Below are 15,085 nucleotides of genomic sequence, written 5' to 3'. Positions count from 1 at the left end.
AAAGTGGACGTAATCCTGCTGGACGGCTTCAAACAATCGCTTACTCTCTGCTCCAGACAGACTTGGTGTTTCTGTGTAAAGCGTGTCAAGCAAAACTTTACAGGTTAAGGGTTCTTCTTCCGGATAATCTAATAACTCAAGAACCACTTCGGCAAACCGGAATCCATACTGCTCTTCTACCCTTCTCACTTTGCGTATCTTAGCAATATCCCCGTTGGCAATAAATCCTCCGCTTTTTTCTTCCGCCTGAAGCCAAAAGTAATTGTTCCGTACAACCATTATAAAATCGCCGCCAGTAATCTCTTCCTCCCGGTATAATATTCTGTTTCTTATATTCTGATTATATGAATTTGCACTCTTGTTTGAACGGCAAATCACTATCGAGTTTTCAATTCCATACTTATCGTAGGCATAGCTTAAGCCTTCAACCAGTTTCTCTCCTGTCATTTTGAAAATATCACGGAATCCCGTTAGTTTAAATTTGGGGAAATTGCTTTTATTCTTTCTGATGAGCTCCCGCAGTTCAGTTGCATTATGCAGAATTCCTGATTCTTTTTCCTGCCGCACCACATCTGTAAGTTCGTAAGTGAAGACCCGAAGTCCGAAATGATCAAAGAGTACCTTAGGATCAAGTGCAGGGCTTTTCTCAGATCCAACCGGAGGCAATTGTGCAGTATCTCCCACCAGCATCAGCTTGCAGTTTTTACCATTATAAACATAACTAATCAGGTCCTGAAGCAAACTTTGCCTGCTATAATCATGAACCTGGTCTGAAATCATGGATGCTTCATCAACAACAAAAACTGTATTTTCCGATAAATTATCAGCCAGGACAAAGTTCATCTCCGGGCTAGCTGCAACCTTCTTCCGATAGATCCGCTTATGAATGGTAAATGCTTTTTTTCCTGAATAATTACTTATCACCTTGGCCGCCCGCCCGGTCGGAGCAAGCAAAACAGATTTAAGCTTGACTCGTGGCAATACCTTTACCAAAGCACTTATCAACGTAGTTTTCCCGGTTCCGGCGTATCCCTTGAGTAGAAAACATTCTTCACCGGAACCCATGGGCAAAAACTCCTCCAGTAACCTGAAAACATCTCTCTGCTGGGTAGTAGGTATATTCCCAAAATTCTGTTCCAGCAAGGCTTCAATATTCATCGCTGCAAGTTGCAAAATCTCTCAGTATTTTTTCACCTCAAGCCCGGAATATCATTGGGAACAAGATTGACAAATAAATTGATCATATCCATTCTTGAACGACATTTATAATTCTCCTACCATAAACAAATATTAAAGAGAAAACATACTTTTGTGACAATGAATAAACTGCTCTATCTTTCTGACGACGAAATACAATCGCAGCTGGCAGCGAAGTATGATCTTTTAGTTCATATAGGACTTGATACGTTACAATATGCGATTATTGATAGTATTAAGCAAGAGACTAAAGTTCTCGCAGAATTTGAAATTCCCACATTGGCAACTACAACAGAACTTATCAAAGCTGTTGAGGAACTGCCGGAAAGTAACAGACAGTTCAGGTATACTTTCAACAAAGTTAAGGTGTCCTTTACAACCTTAAATTATACCTTCATACCTGCCCCCCTTTACCTCGAATCAGATCATCAGGATTATGGCAAATATTTAAACCTGGATAACAACGGAGAACTCCTTGTTAATACAATATCGTCGGCAGAGATTAAAAACGTGCTTGCGATTCCATCAGAATTTAAAACTGCTTTGCAAAAGATATTTCAAAAACCCAGTATATATAGTCAAGCTACTGCTTTTTTGGAAGGAATTCAGAGCGGTCTGCGACGGGAAGACGAACTTGTATTTTTCCTCGACATTCAACCTAAACATTTTCAGATCGCCTTATTCAAAGACTTAAGGTTAGAATTTTATAACACTTTTGAATATGCTAATACCGACGAGTTTAATTTTTACTTGTTAAATGTTATCCAGTCTCTTGAAATACATCTGGACGACACCCGTGTTATGCTGTCCGGTAAGATTACTGAACAGGATGAGATCTATCAGAGAATAGAAAAATACTTTGAAAATATCCATTTTATAGATTCTGAGCTTTTAGTTAAATATTCCGGAAAATTTGAAAAAGTTTTTCCGCATACTTATTCTACATTATTCAGTCTCGACTTATGCGAATAATTGGCGGAAAATTAAAAGGATTACGATTAAATCCCCCTTCAAAATTACCAGTCAGACCTACTACTGACAGTGCGAAAGAAGCACTTTTCAACATTCTCTACAACCAATTTGAATTCGAAAATCTTAAGGTGCTTGATCTTTTTAGCGGAACAGGGAACATTTCACTGGAGTTTGCGTCTCGAGGTGTACCTTCAGTCACTTCCGTCGACCGCGATTTCGGATGTTATAATTACCTTAAAACAGTGGCGAAACAATATGGTTTGGAGTCTATTCAGCCGGTAAAGGCCGACGTCCTTAAATATCTGGAGACAGAATGCGGAAAATATGATCTGATCTTTGTTGACCCGCCCTACGACCTCCCCCAAATGAATCAGATTGCTCCTATAGTATTCAGACGGGATATTCTAAATCCGGAAGGTTACCTAATCGTTGAACACCACAGCATGAAAAAAATTGACAATGACACTCATTTTGTGGAGCAAAGAAAGTACGGCTCTTCCTCTTTCAGCTTTTTCGCAAATGGCAAAAATCATTAATTCCCGTCATCTTGTTTATTAGGACTTTTATCCATTAACTTTATGTTATGAAGATTGCCTTATTTCCGGGCTCATTTGATCCGGTGACTAAAGCTCACGTTGATATTCTACGCCGAGCTATCCCTTTATTTGATAAGGTAGTAGTTGGTATTGGTCTAAACAGTACAAAACCAGCTTTCCTGGATATTGACAAACGAAAAGCGATGCTTAAAGCTGTTTTTGCAGATGAGGACAAGGTAGAAGTATCTACTTACGAGGGATTGACGGTAGAATTCTGCAAAAAGATTGGAGCAACTTACATGATAAGGGGAATTCGCACGGTTTCAGATTTCGAATATGAAAAAGCGATCGCTCAAATGAATCATTCTCTCGTTCCTGAAATTGAAAGCATCTTTATTGTGAGCAAACCGGGTTACTCGTCTATTAGCTCAACAATAGTACGCGACATTATGAGAAACAACGGAGATGTGAAGCAATTCATTCCTAAAGAAGCGTTCGATTTGCTCCAAAAGCCTTAGCCTTCAAATGCTTTCTTCAAAGCTCCTGTCTGGTGATCTGCCAGCTTTTGCAAAGGACCTGCAGCCAGCATTTTCATCATCATGTTAAGTTCGGCTGAGATGGTATAAAATGCTTCTGTTTTACCTTCTCCTTTGTCGCTCAACGACCATTTTAACTCCAGTGCAAATGGAGCCTCTTCAGATGGAATAGCGACAATTTCTTCATCTTTTTTTCGCGATGAAACTTTAAGAGCGAGTTTAGCCATATTTTGAATGGTGAACCTAGCCTCATCTTCGGTTGACGACCAGTTATAGATATTGTCCGGCATTAATTGCTGGTGATTATTGAGATCAGCAAGAAATGAGTAAACATCTCCTAGCGGCTTATGAATGCTTACCTTACTTTCTATAATGGTCATATCCTGTCTTTAATTATTTCACCCCAGCCCTCCGGATCTTCACGCCATTTTCGTAATAACTTTAAATCCTCTTCAACCACGAAGTTATGTTTCTGTGCGTAATCAACAAGTGCATTATAATTCGATAATGTAAAGAAAGGACATTTTGCACTTTTGAAATTTTCGCTTGCAGCAGTGAATCCGTAATTGAAGATGCCAACCAATCCGGCGACTTCGCATCCAGCATCACGTAAAGCAGCAACTGCCTGAAGGCTGCTTTTTCCTGTTGATATAAGATCTTCAACAACGACCACTCGCTGCCCCGGTGAAAATCCACCTTCGATTAGACTACCGGTACCGTGTTCTTTAGCCTTAGACCGAACATAAATAAATGGAAGTCCTAATTCTTGAGCGACAAGTACTCCCTGAGGAATACCAGCGGTTGCAACCCCAGCAATAACTGCTACAGATCCAAATTCTTCCTGCACTAGCTCTGTCAATTTTTGGCGGATGTATGTTCGGATTAAAGGATGAGACATGGTTATCCGGTTGTCACAATATATGGGAGATTTCCATCCGGATGCCCAGGTAAATGGATTGCCCGGTTGTAATTTAATTGCTTTAATTTGCAAAAGAAATTCAGCTACTTTTTGTTCTACTTCACCCTTATTACTCATGCCGCAAATTTATAAAATATATATTAATGAAACAGTTTTAATCCTTTCAGACTCTATACCAGTTGACATTGAAGAATATCAGAAAGTTAAACCCAAAGAGTTCAAGTTCTCAAAATTCTACACCAATGTAAAAGATCAAGGTACCCCGAAAACGTATTTACTACTTGCAAGTGACTTTAAAGACATCTTTAAAACGATTAGAAAATCCATGGAGATGATAAAGGCTGCTGGAGGACTGGTAAGCAACGAGGAAAATAAGTACCTGTTTATTTTCAGGAAGGGGAAATGGGACTTGCCTAAAGGCAAACTTGATAAAGGCGAGTCCTTCAGGATTGCAGCAGTGCGTGAAGTTGAAGAAGAATGTGGAGTAACTATTGATAGTTGCGGAGAAAAGATCTGCAAAACATATCATATCTACGAAGAATACGGGGTTCCCGTTATTAAGAAAACAGTTTGGTATTGGATGAGGGCTGACAAGCAACCGCACCTTTTACCGCAAATAGAAGAAAATATTACTGATGCTAAATGGCTTGCCGCTGGTGATTTCATGCTGGTAAGGGAGAATACTTATCCGTTAATAAGAGATTTGATCAAGGTTATTGAATATTGATTAAGAATGGTAAGATTTTGTCTGAAATAGGATTCATAGGATGATAGGAAACTACATGACCCGGGGTTAAACGACAAAATTTCAGGTCAAAACCTTAAATGCCAGACATTTATTCAGTTAAAAATATTCCAGCCGGACAAAACTTCATGAGGCTGTGAACTAATCAGATGTGGTCTCGATTTTGGGGCTTAGATTATATGAATCTGAACAACTTTACCATTAAAGCCCAGGAAGCAGTTCAAAAAGCTTCCGAGATAGCGGCCGGCAATCAGCAGCAAGCGATTGAGACTGCCCATCTGTTAAAAGGCTTACTAACCGTTGATGAAAACGTCATAAGTTATCTGCTTAAAAAACTAAACGCAAATATTAAACGAATCTCTGAAATAGTAGATGCGCAGATCAACAGTTTTCCAAAAGTTAGCGGGACGGAGATCTATTTATCTTCCGGCGGTAACAGTGCGCTTCAGAAAGCTCAGACCTTTCTTAAAGAATTTAAAGATGACTTCGTTTCCGTGGAGCATATTCTGCTAGGTCTGCTGGGCACCGGAGATAAAGTTAGTTCCATACTTAAAGATGCCGGTGTAAATGAGAAAGACCTCAAAAAAGCTATTGCAGAATTACGTGGAAACACTCGGGTTACCGATCAAAATGCAGAAGCGACTTACAACGCTTTAAACAAATATGCGCGAAATTTGAATGAATATGCAGAATCAGGTAGACTTGACCCGGTAATTGGGCGTGATGAAGAAATCAGAAGGGTTATCCAGATTCTTTCGAGGCGAACTAAGAATAACCCCATTCTTATTGGCGAGCCCGGCGTTGGTAAGACTGCAATTGCAGAGGGAATCGCTTTTCGCGTAATTCAGGGCGATGTTCCGGAAAATTTGAAGTCTAAGACCGTGTACTCGCTTGACATGGGCGCGCTCATTGCAGGGGCAAAATACAAAGGGGAGTTTGAAGAGCGTTTAAAGGCGGTGATCAAAGAAGTAACCCAAAGTGATGGTGAGATCATTCTTTTTATTGATGAGATCCACACCCTCGTGGGTGCGGGCGGCGGTGAAGGAGCTATGGACGCAGCAAATATTCTTAAGCCTGCTCTGGCAAGGGGCGAGCTTCGTGCAATTGGAGCAACCACCCTCAACGAATATCAAAAATACTTTGAAAAAGATAAAGCACTTGAGCGCCGTTTTCAGAAAGTATTGATAGATGAGCCAAATACCCAAGACGCCATTTCAATTTTACGCGGCTTAAAAGAACGGTATGAAACGCACCATAAGGTTAGAATTCGGGATGAAGCAATTATATCTGCTGTTGAACTTTCGCAGAGATATATTTCTGACCGCTTTCTACCTGACAAGGCCATCGATCTGATGGACGAAGCTGCATCGAAATTGAGGCTTGAGATGGACTCGGTTCCTGAAGCTGTTGATGAACTTAACCGGAAGATTATGCAACTTGAAATTGAACGGGAAGCCATAAAAAGAGAAAATGATGATAAGAAAGTTAAAGAGCTCTCAGAAGACATTGCAAATATGTCAGGGGAACGTGATTCTCTAAAAGCGCGCTGGCAGGCTGAAAAAGATCTTGTAGACTCAATTAATAATCAAAGCGAGCTGATCGAAAATTACAAACTTGAAGCAGATCAGGCCGAAAGGGCGGGTGATTATGGAAAAGTAGCGGAGCTACGATACGGAAAAATAAAAGAGGCACAGAACGAGTCAGAAAAACTTAAAAAGCAATTGGCAGAAACACAATCTGAGAATCGAATGCTAAAAGAAGAGGTAACTTCTGATGATATTGCCGGAGTTGTATCACGTTGGACGGGAATTCCAGTTACAAAAATGATCCAGAGTGAGCGTGAGAAACTTCTTCACATGGAGACTGAACTCCATAAGCGTGTTGCTGGTCAGCACGAGGCTATCGAAGCGATTTCCGATGCGATCAGACGTTCGAGAGCCGGTCTTCAGGATAAACGTAAACCCATCGGATCTTTTATATTTCTTGGAACAACGGGTGTGGGTAAAACTGAGCTTGCAAAGGCCCTTGCAGACTATCTTTTTAATGATGAGCATGCAATGATACGTATTGACATGAGCGAATATCAGGAGAGACACGCAGTTTCGAGGCTTATTGGTGCGCCCCCGGGATATGTGGGATATGATGAGGGAGGACAGCTGACAGAGTCAGTTCGCAGAAAGCCATATTCTGTAATCCTGCTTGACGAGATCGAAAAAGCGCATCCCGACGTGTTCAACATACTCTTACAGGTTCTGGATGATGGAAGGCTTACCGACAATAAAGGCAGGCTGGTAAATTTCAAAAATTCAATTATCATCATGACCTCCAATATTGGTTCACATCTTATCCAGGAGAATTTCAAAGACCTGAATGATGGAAACCGCGAAGAACTCATTGCCAAAACAAAGACTGAATTATTTGAACTTCTAAAACAGACCATTCGCCCGGAGTTCTTAAACCGCATTGATGAGCTAATCATGTTTACGCCGCTTAACCGCGACGAATTAAGGGATATCGTTTCACTCCAGTTTAAGGGAGTGCAGGATACCTTAGCTGAAATGGGGATAGTGATCGAGGCCTCTGAAGAGGCATTAGACTGGCTGGCCCAATTGGGCTACGATCCACAGTTTGGAGCCAGACCTTTGAAACGTGTTATACAGAAAAAGATTTTAAATGAGCTTTCCAAGGATATTCTTTCCGGCAAGATTGATAAAGACAGCAAAATTAAACTTGACATGTTCGACAATCAGTTTGTGTTCCTAAACGCTGATAAAGAAATATAAAACAATTCGGTGCCTTAAATAAATAAAGCAGCTTTGAATAAATCAAAGCTGCTTTTTCCATTTTAGGATGTAATTTTAAAGTATATAGAACTAAGCTAATCTTACATTAACTGCGCTGAGGCCTTTCTTACCTTCTTCTACTTCATATTCTACTTTATCATTTTGTCTTATATCCTGTTTAAGTCCGCTTACGTGAACGAAAATTTCTTTGCCATCCTCTTGGGTAATAAATCCGAATCCCTTAGACTCGTTGAAAAATTTTACTGTACCAGTTTCCATTAAATTAATTGTTTAGTTTTTAAAATAGTTAAAGTGTTTATTGCAAATTAGTTAATTAATTGCAATATATAAATATATAAAAATGATATTATTATCTGTGTGAGCGATTTTTACAAAAACAGCAAGAATACCTGATCTCAAAACTCTGAACTGGTAATCAAGAAAATCATGCCTTTAAGCACCTGTCTACAATACTCTGAAGTATTTTCTCTTTATTAAAAAATTCAGATAGTAATTTGAATTGATTTACCGTTCTTACAAGATTCTGCTCCGGATAAGCTACAGGGTAGTAAATATTTCCATTTAGGTAGTCAGTTAAAAATCTTAAAGCCTGCATATAGATTAGATACTTGCCGGAAAAAAGAATAAGTTCTTTCTCTGTAGACGTTAGAATTGATCCCATCTCTTTTAAATACCCTTTTATAATCGCTTCAAAGTATTCGATCCTAATAAATATTTTATCTATATCCGCTTCGTTTTCTGAATGAGCACAGAGGTATGTCCGCATCATATCCCCAAGATCTGAGATAAACTTACCGGCCATTAAAGTATCAAGATCAATAACACAGATGCCTTTATTCGTTTCCTTTTCAAAAAGCATATTACTGATCTTCGTATCGTGATGCATCACGCGGTCCGGAAAATCAGGTGAATTACTGTATGAGTTAAAATATTCAAGTATGAAACTGTGTCTTAACGCTTTTTCAATTTGCTCGTTCGCGATTTCTTTGAGGCTTGGATTAGCATTGTCAAGAGCCACCTTAAATTGTTCGTAACGAAGGTTAAGGTCATGAAATCCGGGGATACTAGGTCTCAACAATGAAGCATCAAATCCATCCAGAAGTTTACTTAGCCTGCCAAACTGCTCGGCGGCTTCAAAAGCCTGATTTGGATCGCTCAAAGTATCATAAGCGATCGAATTGGAAATATAGGTTGTTAATCGCCAGAAAGTCTCATCCACAAAAGCCATTTCATCCCCCTCGATAGTAGGAATTGAACTCACAAAAAGATAGGATGGATGATGCTCCCGGAGATAACTGGAAACGAGACGTACGTTTTCTGCTATGATAAGAGGGTTGTTAAAGACTTTTTGATTTATACTTTGCAATATAAACTGTTCATTTTGTCCTTCAACGGATACTAGGTATGTGGAATTAATATGGCCTGTCCCGAAGGTTCGCCAACTTACCTGATCGGCGCCAATTCCATATGCTTTAAGTACCTCTAAGATGGTATTATTCATTAAATCAAATCTAACCGAATTTAAGTTAATTATTGGCTTTGATAAGCTGGTACGGGTTTGATTTCTATTGCACGGTATTTACCAAGGAAATAAATTGCCGAAAAGACCGTCAGAATTAAACCGGCGATGGACAATATGATCACGCTGTTTGAGAAGAATGTCACCCAATTAAGTTTCACTTTAAAAATCTCTTTACTCATCAAAACGCCGACACTACCGATGTACCCAAAAGAGTCCGCCAGATAGATCAGGAACCCAACATTCCCTGCATGTTTGAACGTGGCAATAAGACGATCGAAAAAGACCGAGTTAAAAGGTATATAAACCATGTATAAACCCAGGCCCACTAATGTCATCCACCATATAGGGGCCAGATTTCCTCCTACAAATAAGTAAGAAGAAACTCCTGCCAGTATAAAACCAAGTGCAATAAAAATGTGTGACAACATAAATGCTTTGAAACTATTTTTAATAAGCACCATGCTTCCTACAAGTACGAGAACAATAATAGTTATTGGGATTTCGGTCTGGGCGAAAAGTTCAGGTTTGTCGAAAAAACCCATCTCTTTCCACATTTCAGCACCAAAATTATCCCGGATATCGCGGAAAATCGTTGCAAAACAATAAATTAGAATACATGCAGCAAGTCCAGGCAGGAACATCATAATAAAAGCTTTTCTGTCTGCAGCCGACATTGGTTCGCGGTGTGTTCGGGCTGCTATATCATCCTTATCGGGATGGGGAATCTTCTCCATCATGTAAACAAAGATCAAAAGCGGTCCGGCAAACACGAGACCAGTATAGAAGGGAACCCAAAACTCAGAAATATTAAAATTAACAAGCAGCCAGGCACCCACGGTCTTAACAAAGCCGGAGGCAAATATGAAGCTCACTGCAAGGGTTGCCCCAATAAAATCAGTGGTTCGACGACCTTCAACATATGAAAAGACCACTCCCCAAAGCATCCCCAGGGGAAATCCGTTAATGAACAAAAACGCAATATTATATGGCGGTGGAACCACGGCAAAAAAAAGCCAGCTTAGCCACGAAATACCGGTAAGTAATAAAATGATCCTCCCTCTCCCAGTACGTTTTAGTTCAGAAATATATTTTATTCCGTAAAATTTTGCCAGCATGTACCCCAACATTTGACTAAGGACCAGAATGGTCTTATAACTATATCCAGCTATTTCGATCCCGTCAAATGTAGCTACGGTAAAGGATTTTCTAAAACCGAAGACCATAGTGTAAGTAAGAAAAACCGTCATTGCAGAATAAATACCAATTTGTAAACTTGTTCCTTTTATGTGTTTGGGAGTTATTGTCATCTTCAGAGAAATTAATTATCAATTTTTATAAATTAATGAAGGAAGGTAGCAAAACCTATGGCATTGAGAAAATACATCAAAATATTAGACCTTGGACAAGTCCGCGGAATTATATATTTTCACTTAATAATTAAGATTACATGAAAGCCATAGTCCTATTACCTTTTATGTTCGCTCTGAGCATTTTATTATCAAGTGCGCAGGAAAAGCCGCTTCAAATCATCATGATTGGAGCTCATCCGGACGACTGCGATATTAAAAGCGGAGGTACCGCAGCTTTGTTTGTTGCGATGGGTCATAAGGTAAAATTCCTATCAGTAACTAATGGAGACGCAGGGCACATGACACAAGGTGGTGGAATGCTTGCAAAGAGAAGATTTCTTGAAACTCAGGAAGTCGCCCGCCGTCTAGGCGTAACCTACGATGTTCTGGACAACCACGATGGCGAGCTGTTACCAACCCTGCCGATCAGGCTTGATGTAATCAGGAAAATTAGAGAATGGAATGCTGATGTGGTTATCGCTCCGCGATCTAACGATTACCATCCTGATCATAGATATACTGGCATCCTTGTTCAGGATGCTGCTTTTATGGTTGGTGTGCCTAATATAGCACCTGACACCCCTCCCCTGAGAAAAAATCCTGTTTTTCTCTATTTTCAGGATAATTTTAAAAAGCCGAATCCATTTCAGCCAGACATTGCTATTGATATTACCTCGGTATTTGATAAAAAGATTTACAGCCTTGATTCCCATGAATCACAATTTTACGAGTGGCTGCCATGGATTGGCGGCAATCCGACAGATGTCCCCGCTGGTAAGGCTGAAAGACTAGAATGGTTAAAAAAGTCAAGATCCGGCGGCTTGTCGCCAGAAGTTAAGACGAGTCTTCAAAAATGGTATGGCACACAAAAAGCAGCGCAGGTTAAATATGTCGAAGCCTTCGAAATATGTGAATACGGAAGCAGGCCAACTGAGCAGGATTTAAAAAGGCTATTTCCCATGCTTGGGAAATAGCCTTAAAACATTTGGGCAGTAATATTAATTATTGTTGTCCAGTTCTTCCTTTGAAGTTCCACCGGGGTTATCTATATGATTATATCCATCTTTTGGATATCTAATTTCCTTCCCTTCAGAATTTTGACTTCCGGGCATATTAGGATCAATCTCGTTCTCAGCATAACTTCCATTCTCGTGCGCTTGATCTCCTATCTTATGGTTTTCCTCATTTTCACGTATGCCACGCTCGTTTGCCTCCGGCACTTTTGCGCGTTCGGTCATTTCATGAAAGCTTCCTTTAGGTTCCCTTTTTGTTCCACCAGCTCCGCCAATGGTGCCATTATTATTTCTTGAATTATCAGAGTTGCTCTCCGCGAATCCACTTTTTCCTTCTGTTGCCATGATCTTAAGTTTATATAAGTACAACAGTAAAATAATCTATTTGTTCAAAAAATACAGGCTTATTAAACTTTTGGAGGCATCGGCCCTCTTTTGAAAATTATGAGCCCGTTTAAGAAATTCCGCAGGATCTGATCTCCACAGGGCTTGAAGTTTTCATGTTCTTTATTACGAAATATCGCTGCCAGTTCAGATTTGGTAATTGCAAAATCCACCAGCTTCAGAATATCTACTATCTCCTGATCGTTAAGCTTAAGCGCTACACGAAGCTTTTTCATGATATCATTATTGCTCATTTATCTTGAAATTTCAATTTTAATACGTTTATTCTTTATTTTTTCTTCTCTGATCAATTTAAGGGTTTTCTCTACTTTAGTTCTGCTTACAGCAGCATAAGATGTGAAATCTTGAACTTCGATCAAGCCTAGCTCGTCTTTTTGAAGTTTCCCCTTCTGCAACAATAGCCCTACAATGTCAATTTTATTGATCTTATCCTTTTTTCCGGCGCCAATATATAAAGTAACCCACGAGGTGTTTTCCGGAACTGAACTAACTTCGCCAAGTTCTTCAAGTTCCGTTTTATCAGTCAGGAACACAGGATTTTCCTCTTCTGTAAGAATAACATATGCTGTTCCTTTTGCATTCATTCGAGCCGTCCTCCCGTTCCGATGAAGAAATGCCTCCTCGTTGTGAGGAAGCTGATAGTGAATTACATTTTCTATCTCGGGGATATCGAGACCCCGGGAGGCCAGATCAGTGGTTATAAGAATTCTGTAACTTCCATTTCTAAATTTTAACAGCGCTTTCTCACGATCATCCTGTTCCATTCCCCCATGGAATATTCCATGATCCAATCCCATTTCCCATAAAATGCCGCTGATACGGTCAACAGCTTCCCTATGGTTGCAAAAAACCAACGTCGCTTGATTTCCGATTTTGCAGATCAAGGAAAACAATGTTTCAAGCTTGTCTGCCGCTTCAGAAATAACTCTCCTGATTTTTAAGTCTGGGGTAATAGTATGATCCTTAAGAAAGTTAACTTCAATGGGCTTTATAGTCCCTGTAAACGCCGGAATCTCACCCATTTTCGTAGCTGACGTAAGGATCCGGCGCTTGAGATTTTTTAAGCGTCGGATAATGAATTCCATATCCTCGGCAAATCCGAATTCCAGGGCTTTATCAAATTCATCAAGAACGAGGGAATGAATGGAATCAGGATTAAAATTCTCATTTCGCAAATGGTAAGCTATCCTTCCGGGGGTCCCGATGAGAACTGCCGGAGCCTCGACGAGATTATTCTTCTCTGTTTTTACCGGGTGTCCGCCATAACAGCAATTGACTTTAAACCCTGAACCCATAGCTTTAAAGACTTGCTCAATTTGCAGTGCCAGCTCCCGCGAAGGCACCAATATCATCGCCTGAACGCCGGCTAAATCAGAGTCCAAATTTGAAAGAACCGGAAGCAAAAATGCAATCGTTTTCCCCGAACCAGTTGGTGACAGTAAAATTGTATCATTTGTTGAAGCTGCTTTTATCGCTGCCCGCTGCATTTCGTTCAACTCAGCGATCTTCAGATTTTTTAATACTTTCTCTACCATAATGCAAAGGTACTTGCTTTAATTGGAATGAGATAATAATTACCAGCCAGCGAGCAAATTGCCTGATTTAATGAAATTAGCTCTGCTAAATAAACTGCATTTTGTTTAATTTCGTATCCTGAAAAACAAACCCCAAATACTTACGTTTTTAAACATGATCAAAAAAATAATTCCTTTATTGCTGGTAGCAGGCATGCTATTATCGGCTTGTCAAACTAATTCAAAATCAAAGACTACTTTAGATAGCGCGGAAGTTCAACCTCAGTCTGAGATTGGTTCGCCAGTGCCAAGCACAGAGCAGGATGCAGCGCCGCGACAAAATGGAAAAATTGCCAGTGCTGCTGAAATATTGGCGAGGCCACAGGTACCTATCCTATGCTATCATCAGATAAGAAACTGGACATCTTCAGACGGTAAAGTTGGCAAAGACTATATTGTGCCGACTGCGGAGTTCAAATCTCAAATGAAAATGTTGGCGGACAGCGGCTACAATACAATCTTGCCGGACCAGCTCTATAATTATCTTGCCTATGGTGCTAAGCTGCCTTCTAAACCAATTATGCTAACGTTTGACGACACAAAACTGGATCAGTGGACGGTAGCCATTCCAGAACTCAATAAATATGGATTCAAGGCAGTTTTCTTTATTATGACTGTATCTCTAGGAAGGCCAAATTATTTAAGCAGGGATCAGGTTAAACAAATGTCTGATGCGGGGCACATTATTGGATCTCATACCTATGATCATCAAAATGTAAAGAAATATCAAGGAGAAGATTGGGTTACTCAGATTGAGAAACCTACAAAAACCCTGCAGGAAGTAACTGGAAAAGACATAAAATATTTTGCCTATCCTTTTGGTTTATGGAATAAAGAAGCAATTCCTGAGTTAAAGAAGAGGGGATTCAGTTCTGCATTTATCCTTGCGGAAAAACGGGACGAAAATGACCCTTTATATACCATCCGCAGAATTATTGCCAGCGGATACTGGAACACAAAAACATTGCACAACAGCATTGTTAAGAGTTTTTAAGTACGTAACAATTTCAGTTCGGAAATTATTAAATGTTTTCAAATCTATTATCTTAGCAAATTAATAAAACCAATTATGAAACCATCATGATCTTACATTGTTCCCGCAGGAGCTTTAAGAAAAGATCATGATAGCCCTGCCTGACTTTAGGCAGGTTTATCACCATTAAAACTAAATTATAAAACGATGAAAAAAATATTCATTTTAACTCTTATTGCGGGACTCATTACAAGCTTTAATGCCTCTGCACAACAAGATAAAAGCAAACGGCCAAGCCCACCGGCGAAAGTGTCACAAACACTTTCCTCAGGAGTAGTAATTTCCATCGATTACAGCCGTCCGTCGGTAAAAGGAAGATCACTTGCAACCCTTACACCGGCAGGAAAGGTATGGCGTACCGGCGCTAATGAAGCCACTGTATTCGAAACTTCACAAGATGTAAAAATTGAGGGTAAAACCTTACCCGCTGGTAAATACAGCATTTATAGTATTCCAGGTGAAAAAGAATGGACATTGATT

17 protein-coding genes are annotated in these 15,085 nt (G+C 39.8%); 8 read left to right on the top strand and 9 right to left on the bottom strand.

Annotated elements, in window-relative coordinates:
* Positions 1–1,158, bottom strand: a 1,158-nt coding sequence (locus ACLL8Z_RS05370; RefSeq protein ID WP_411273738.1) for an ATP-dependent RecD-like DNA helicase, incomplete at its 3' end; no start/stop codon positions are given.
* Between the two features lie 159 nt (positions 1,159–1,317).
* Between ACLL8Z_RS05370 and ACLL8Z_RS05365 the strand changes: the two genes are divergently transcribed.
* Genes ACLL8Z_RS05365 through coaD form a run of 3 tightly spaced genes read left to right on the top strand, consistent with a single transcriptional unit; the run spans position 1,318 to position 3,223 of the window.
* On the top strand, positions 1,318–2,169 hold the full coding sequence (locus tag ACLL8Z_RS05365; protein WP_411273737.1) for a DUF3822 family protein: 852 nt from the start codon (positions 1,318–1,320) through the stop codon (positions 2,167–2,169).
* Entirely contained in the window at positions 2,160–2,705 is a 546-nt protein-coding gene (rsmD, locus tag ACLL8Z_RS05360) for a 16S rRNA (guanine(966)-N(2))-methyltransferase RsmD (RefSeq protein WP_411273736.1), read from the top strand. Before ACLL8Z_RS05365 ends, rsmD begins: the two co-directional genes overlap by 10 nt.
* A 47-nt stretch (positions 2,706–2,752) precedes the next feature.
* Positions 2,753–3,223 carry a pantetheine-phosphate adenylyltransferase gene (gene coaD / locus ACLL8Z_RS05355; protein WP_411273735.1) on the top strand — a complete coding sequence of 157 codons (471 nt, stop codon included), beginning with the start codon at positions 2,753–2,755 and terminating at the stop codon, positions 3,221–3,223.
* Here the strand turns inward: coaD and ACLL8Z_RS05350 are convergent.
* Together ACLL8Z_RS05350 and pyrE are read right to left on the bottom strand one after the other, a co-directional pair.
* Complete coding sequence (locus ACLL8Z_RS05350) at positions 3,220–3,621, bottom strand: SRPBCC family protein (protein WP_411273734.1); 402 nt, start codon at positions 3,619–3,621, stop codon at positions 3,220–3,222. The two genes, coaD and ACLL8Z_RS05350, sit on opposite strands and share 4 nt — an antisense overlap.
* Positions 3,618–4,277, bottom strand: coding sequence for an orotate phosphoribosyltransferase (pyrE, locus tag ACLL8Z_RS05345; protein WP_411273733.1), 660 nt, complete (start codon positions 4,275–4,277; stop codon positions 3,618–3,620). The genes ACLL8Z_RS05350 and pyrE overlap by 4 nt, the downstream gene beginning before the upstream one ends.
* Here pyrE and ACLL8Z_RS05340 point away from each other — a divergent pair.
* Both ACLL8Z_RS05340 and clpB read left to right on the top strand, forming a co-directional pair.
* Positions 4,276–4,887 (top strand): NUDIX hydrolase, encoded by a 612-nt coding sequence (locus ACLL8Z_RS05340; protein ID WP_411273732.1) that lies wholly within the window; start codon positions 4,276–4,278, stop codon positions 4,885–4,887. The genes pyrE and ACLL8Z_RS05340 overlap by 2 nt on opposite strands.
* Positions 4,888–5,084: 197 nt before the next feature.
* Positions 5,085–7,688, top strand: coding sequence for an ATP-dependent chaperone ClpB (clpB, locus tag ACLL8Z_RS05335; protein WP_411273731.1), 2,604 nt, complete (start codon positions 5,085–5,087; stop codon positions 7,686–7,688).
* A 90-nt stretch (positions 7,689–7,778) separates the two neighbouring features.
* On the opposite strand, the gene ACLL8Z_RS05330 is transcribed toward clpB, so the two are convergent.
* The 3 genes from ACLL8Z_RS05330 to ACLL8Z_RS05320 all read right to left on the bottom strand — a co-directional run bounded on the left by ACLL8Z_RS05330 (position 7,779) and on the right by ACLL8Z_RS05320 (position 10,538).
* On the bottom strand, positions 7,779–7,967 hold the full coding sequence (locus tag ACLL8Z_RS05330) for a cold-shock protein (protein WP_411273730.1): 189 nt from the start codon (positions 7,965–7,967) through the stop codon (positions 7,779–7,781).
* Between the two features lie 166 nt (positions 7,968–8,133).
* Positions 8,134–9,210, bottom strand: coding sequence for a phosphotransferase enzyme family protein (locus ACLL8Z_RS05325; RefSeq protein ID WP_411273729.1), 1,077 nt, complete (start codon positions 9,208–9,210; stop codon positions 8,134–8,136).
* A 29-nt stretch (positions 9,211–9,239) separates the two neighbouring features.
* Entirely contained in the window at positions 9,240–10,538 is a 1,299-nt protein-coding gene (locus tag ACLL8Z_RS05320) for a DUF5690 family protein (protein ID WP_411273728.1), read from the bottom strand.
* A gap of 140 nt (positions 10,539–10,678) precedes the next feature.
* Here ACLL8Z_RS05320 and ACLL8Z_RS05315 point away from each other — a divergent pair, with 140 nt between their 5' ends.
* Positions 10,679–11,554 carry a PIG-L deacetylase family protein gene (locus tag ACLL8Z_RS05315; RefSeq protein WP_411273727.1) on the top strand — a complete coding sequence of 292 codons (876 nt, stop codon included), beginning with the start codon at positions 10,679–10,681 and terminating at the stop codon, positions 11,552–11,554.
* Positions 11,555–11,578: 24 nt separating this feature from the next.
* On the opposite strand, the gene ACLL8Z_RS05310 is transcribed toward ACLL8Z_RS05315, so the two are convergent.
* The 3 genes from ACLL8Z_RS05310 to ACLL8Z_RS05300 form a co-directional block, all read right to left on the bottom strand.
* On the bottom strand, positions 11,579–11,938 hold the full coding sequence (locus ACLL8Z_RS05310) for a hypothetical protein (RefSeq protein WP_411273726.1): 360 nt from the start codon (positions 11,936–11,938) through the stop codon (positions 11,579–11,581).
* A gap of 62 nt (positions 11,939–12,000) precedes the next feature.
* A complete protein-coding gene (locus ACLL8Z_RS05305; RefSeq protein WP_411273725.1) occupies positions 12,001–12,213 on the bottom strand; it encodes a DUF1456 family protein in 213 nt (70 codons plus the stop codon).
* An 18-nt stretch (positions 12,214–12,231) separates the two neighbouring features.
* A complete protein-coding gene (locus ACLL8Z_RS05300; RefSeq protein WP_411273724.1) occupies positions 12,232–13,533 on the bottom strand; it encodes a DEAD/DEAH box helicase in 1,302 nt (433 codons plus the stop codon).
* A 154-nt stretch (positions 13,534–13,687) separates the two neighbouring features.
* On the opposite strand from ACLL8Z_RS05300, the gene ACLL8Z_RS05295 reads away from it, so the two are divergent.
* Complete coding sequence (locus ACLL8Z_RS05295) at positions 13,688–14,566, top strand: polysaccharide deacetylase family protein (protein ID WP_411273723.1); 879 nt, start codon at positions 13,688–13,690, stop codon at positions 14,564–14,566.
* Between the two features lie 186 nt (positions 14,567–14,752).
* On the top strand, positions 14,753–15,085 hold a 333-nt coding region (locus tag ACLL8Z_RS05290; protein ID WP_411273722.1), incomplete at its 3' end, for a DUF2911 domain-containing protein.

It is taken from the genome of Daejeonella sp. (assembly GCF_046590655.1).
GTDB lineage: Bacteria > Bacteroidota > Bacteroidia > Sphingobacteriales > Sphingobacteriaceae > Daejeonella.
The sequence above is the reverse complement of the archived record's forward strand: the minus strand, read 5'-3'. Positions and strand labels throughout refer to the sequence as shown.

What these genes read in the sequence shown, in the direction of transcription:
- ACLL8Z_RS05365 (WP_411273737.1), top strand. Translation starts at nt 1,318, where the DNA reads ATGAATAAACTGCTCTATCTTTCTGACGACGAAATACAATCGCAGCTG.
- rsmD (WP_411273736.1), top strand. Translation starts at nt 2,160, where the DNA reads ATGCGAATAATTGGCGGAAAATTAAAAGGATTACGATTAAATCCCCCT.
- coaD (WP_411273735.1), top strand. Translation starts at nt 2,753, where the DNA reads ATGAAGATTGCCTTATTTCCGGGCTCATTTGATCCGGTGACTAAAGCT.
- ACLL8Z_RS05350 (WP_411273734.1), bottom strand. Translation starts at nt 3,621, where the DNA reads ATGACCATTATAGAAAGTAAGGTAAGCATTCATAAGCCGCTAGGAGAT.
- ACLL8Z_RS05340 (WP_411273732.1), top strand. Translation starts at nt 4,276, where the DNA reads ATGCCGCAAATTTATAAAATATATATTAATGAAACAGTTTTAATCCTT.
- pyrE (WP_411273733.1), bottom strand. Translation starts at nt 4,277, where the DNA reads ATGAGTAATAAGGGTGAAGTAGAACAAAAAGTAGCTGAATTTCTTTTG.
- clpB (WP_411273731.1), top strand. Translation starts at nt 5,085, where the DNA reads ATGAATCTGAACAACTTTACCATTAAAGCCCAGGAAGCAGTTCAAAAA.
- ACLL8Z_RS05330 (WP_411273730.1), bottom strand. Translation starts at nt 7,967, where the DNA reads ATGGAAACTGGTACAGTAAAATTTTTCAACGAGTCTAAGGGATTCGGA.
- ACLL8Z_RS05325 (WP_411273729.1), bottom strand. Translation starts at nt 9,210, where the DNA reads ATGAATAATACCATCTTAGAGGTACTTAAAGCATATGGAATTGGCGCC.
- ACLL8Z_RS05320 (WP_411273728.1), bottom strand. Translation starts at nt 10,538, where the DNA reads ATGACAATAACTCCCAAACACATAAAAGGAACAAGTTTACAAATTGGT.
- ACLL8Z_RS05315 (WP_411273727.1), top strand. Translation starts at nt 10,679, where the DNA reads ATGAAAGCCATAGTCCTATTACCTTTTATGTTCGCTCTGAGCATTTTA.
- ACLL8Z_RS05310 (WP_411273726.1), bottom strand. Translation starts at nt 11,938, where the DNA reads ATGGCAACAGAAGGAAAAAGTGGATTCGCGGAGAGCAACTCTGATAAT.
- ACLL8Z_RS05305 (WP_411273725.1), bottom strand. Translation starts at nt 12,213, where the DNA reads ATGAAAAAGCTTCGTGTAGCGCTTAAGCTTAACGATCAGGAGATAGTA.
- ACLL8Z_RS05300 (WP_411273724.1), bottom strand. Translation starts at nt 13,533, where the DNA reads ATGGTAGAGAAAGTATTAAAAAATCTGAAGATCGCTGAGTTGAACGAA.
- ACLL8Z_RS05295 (WP_411273723.1), top strand. Translation starts at nt 13,688, where the DNA reads ATGATCAAAAAAATAATTCCTTTATTGCTGGTAGCAGGCATGCTATTA.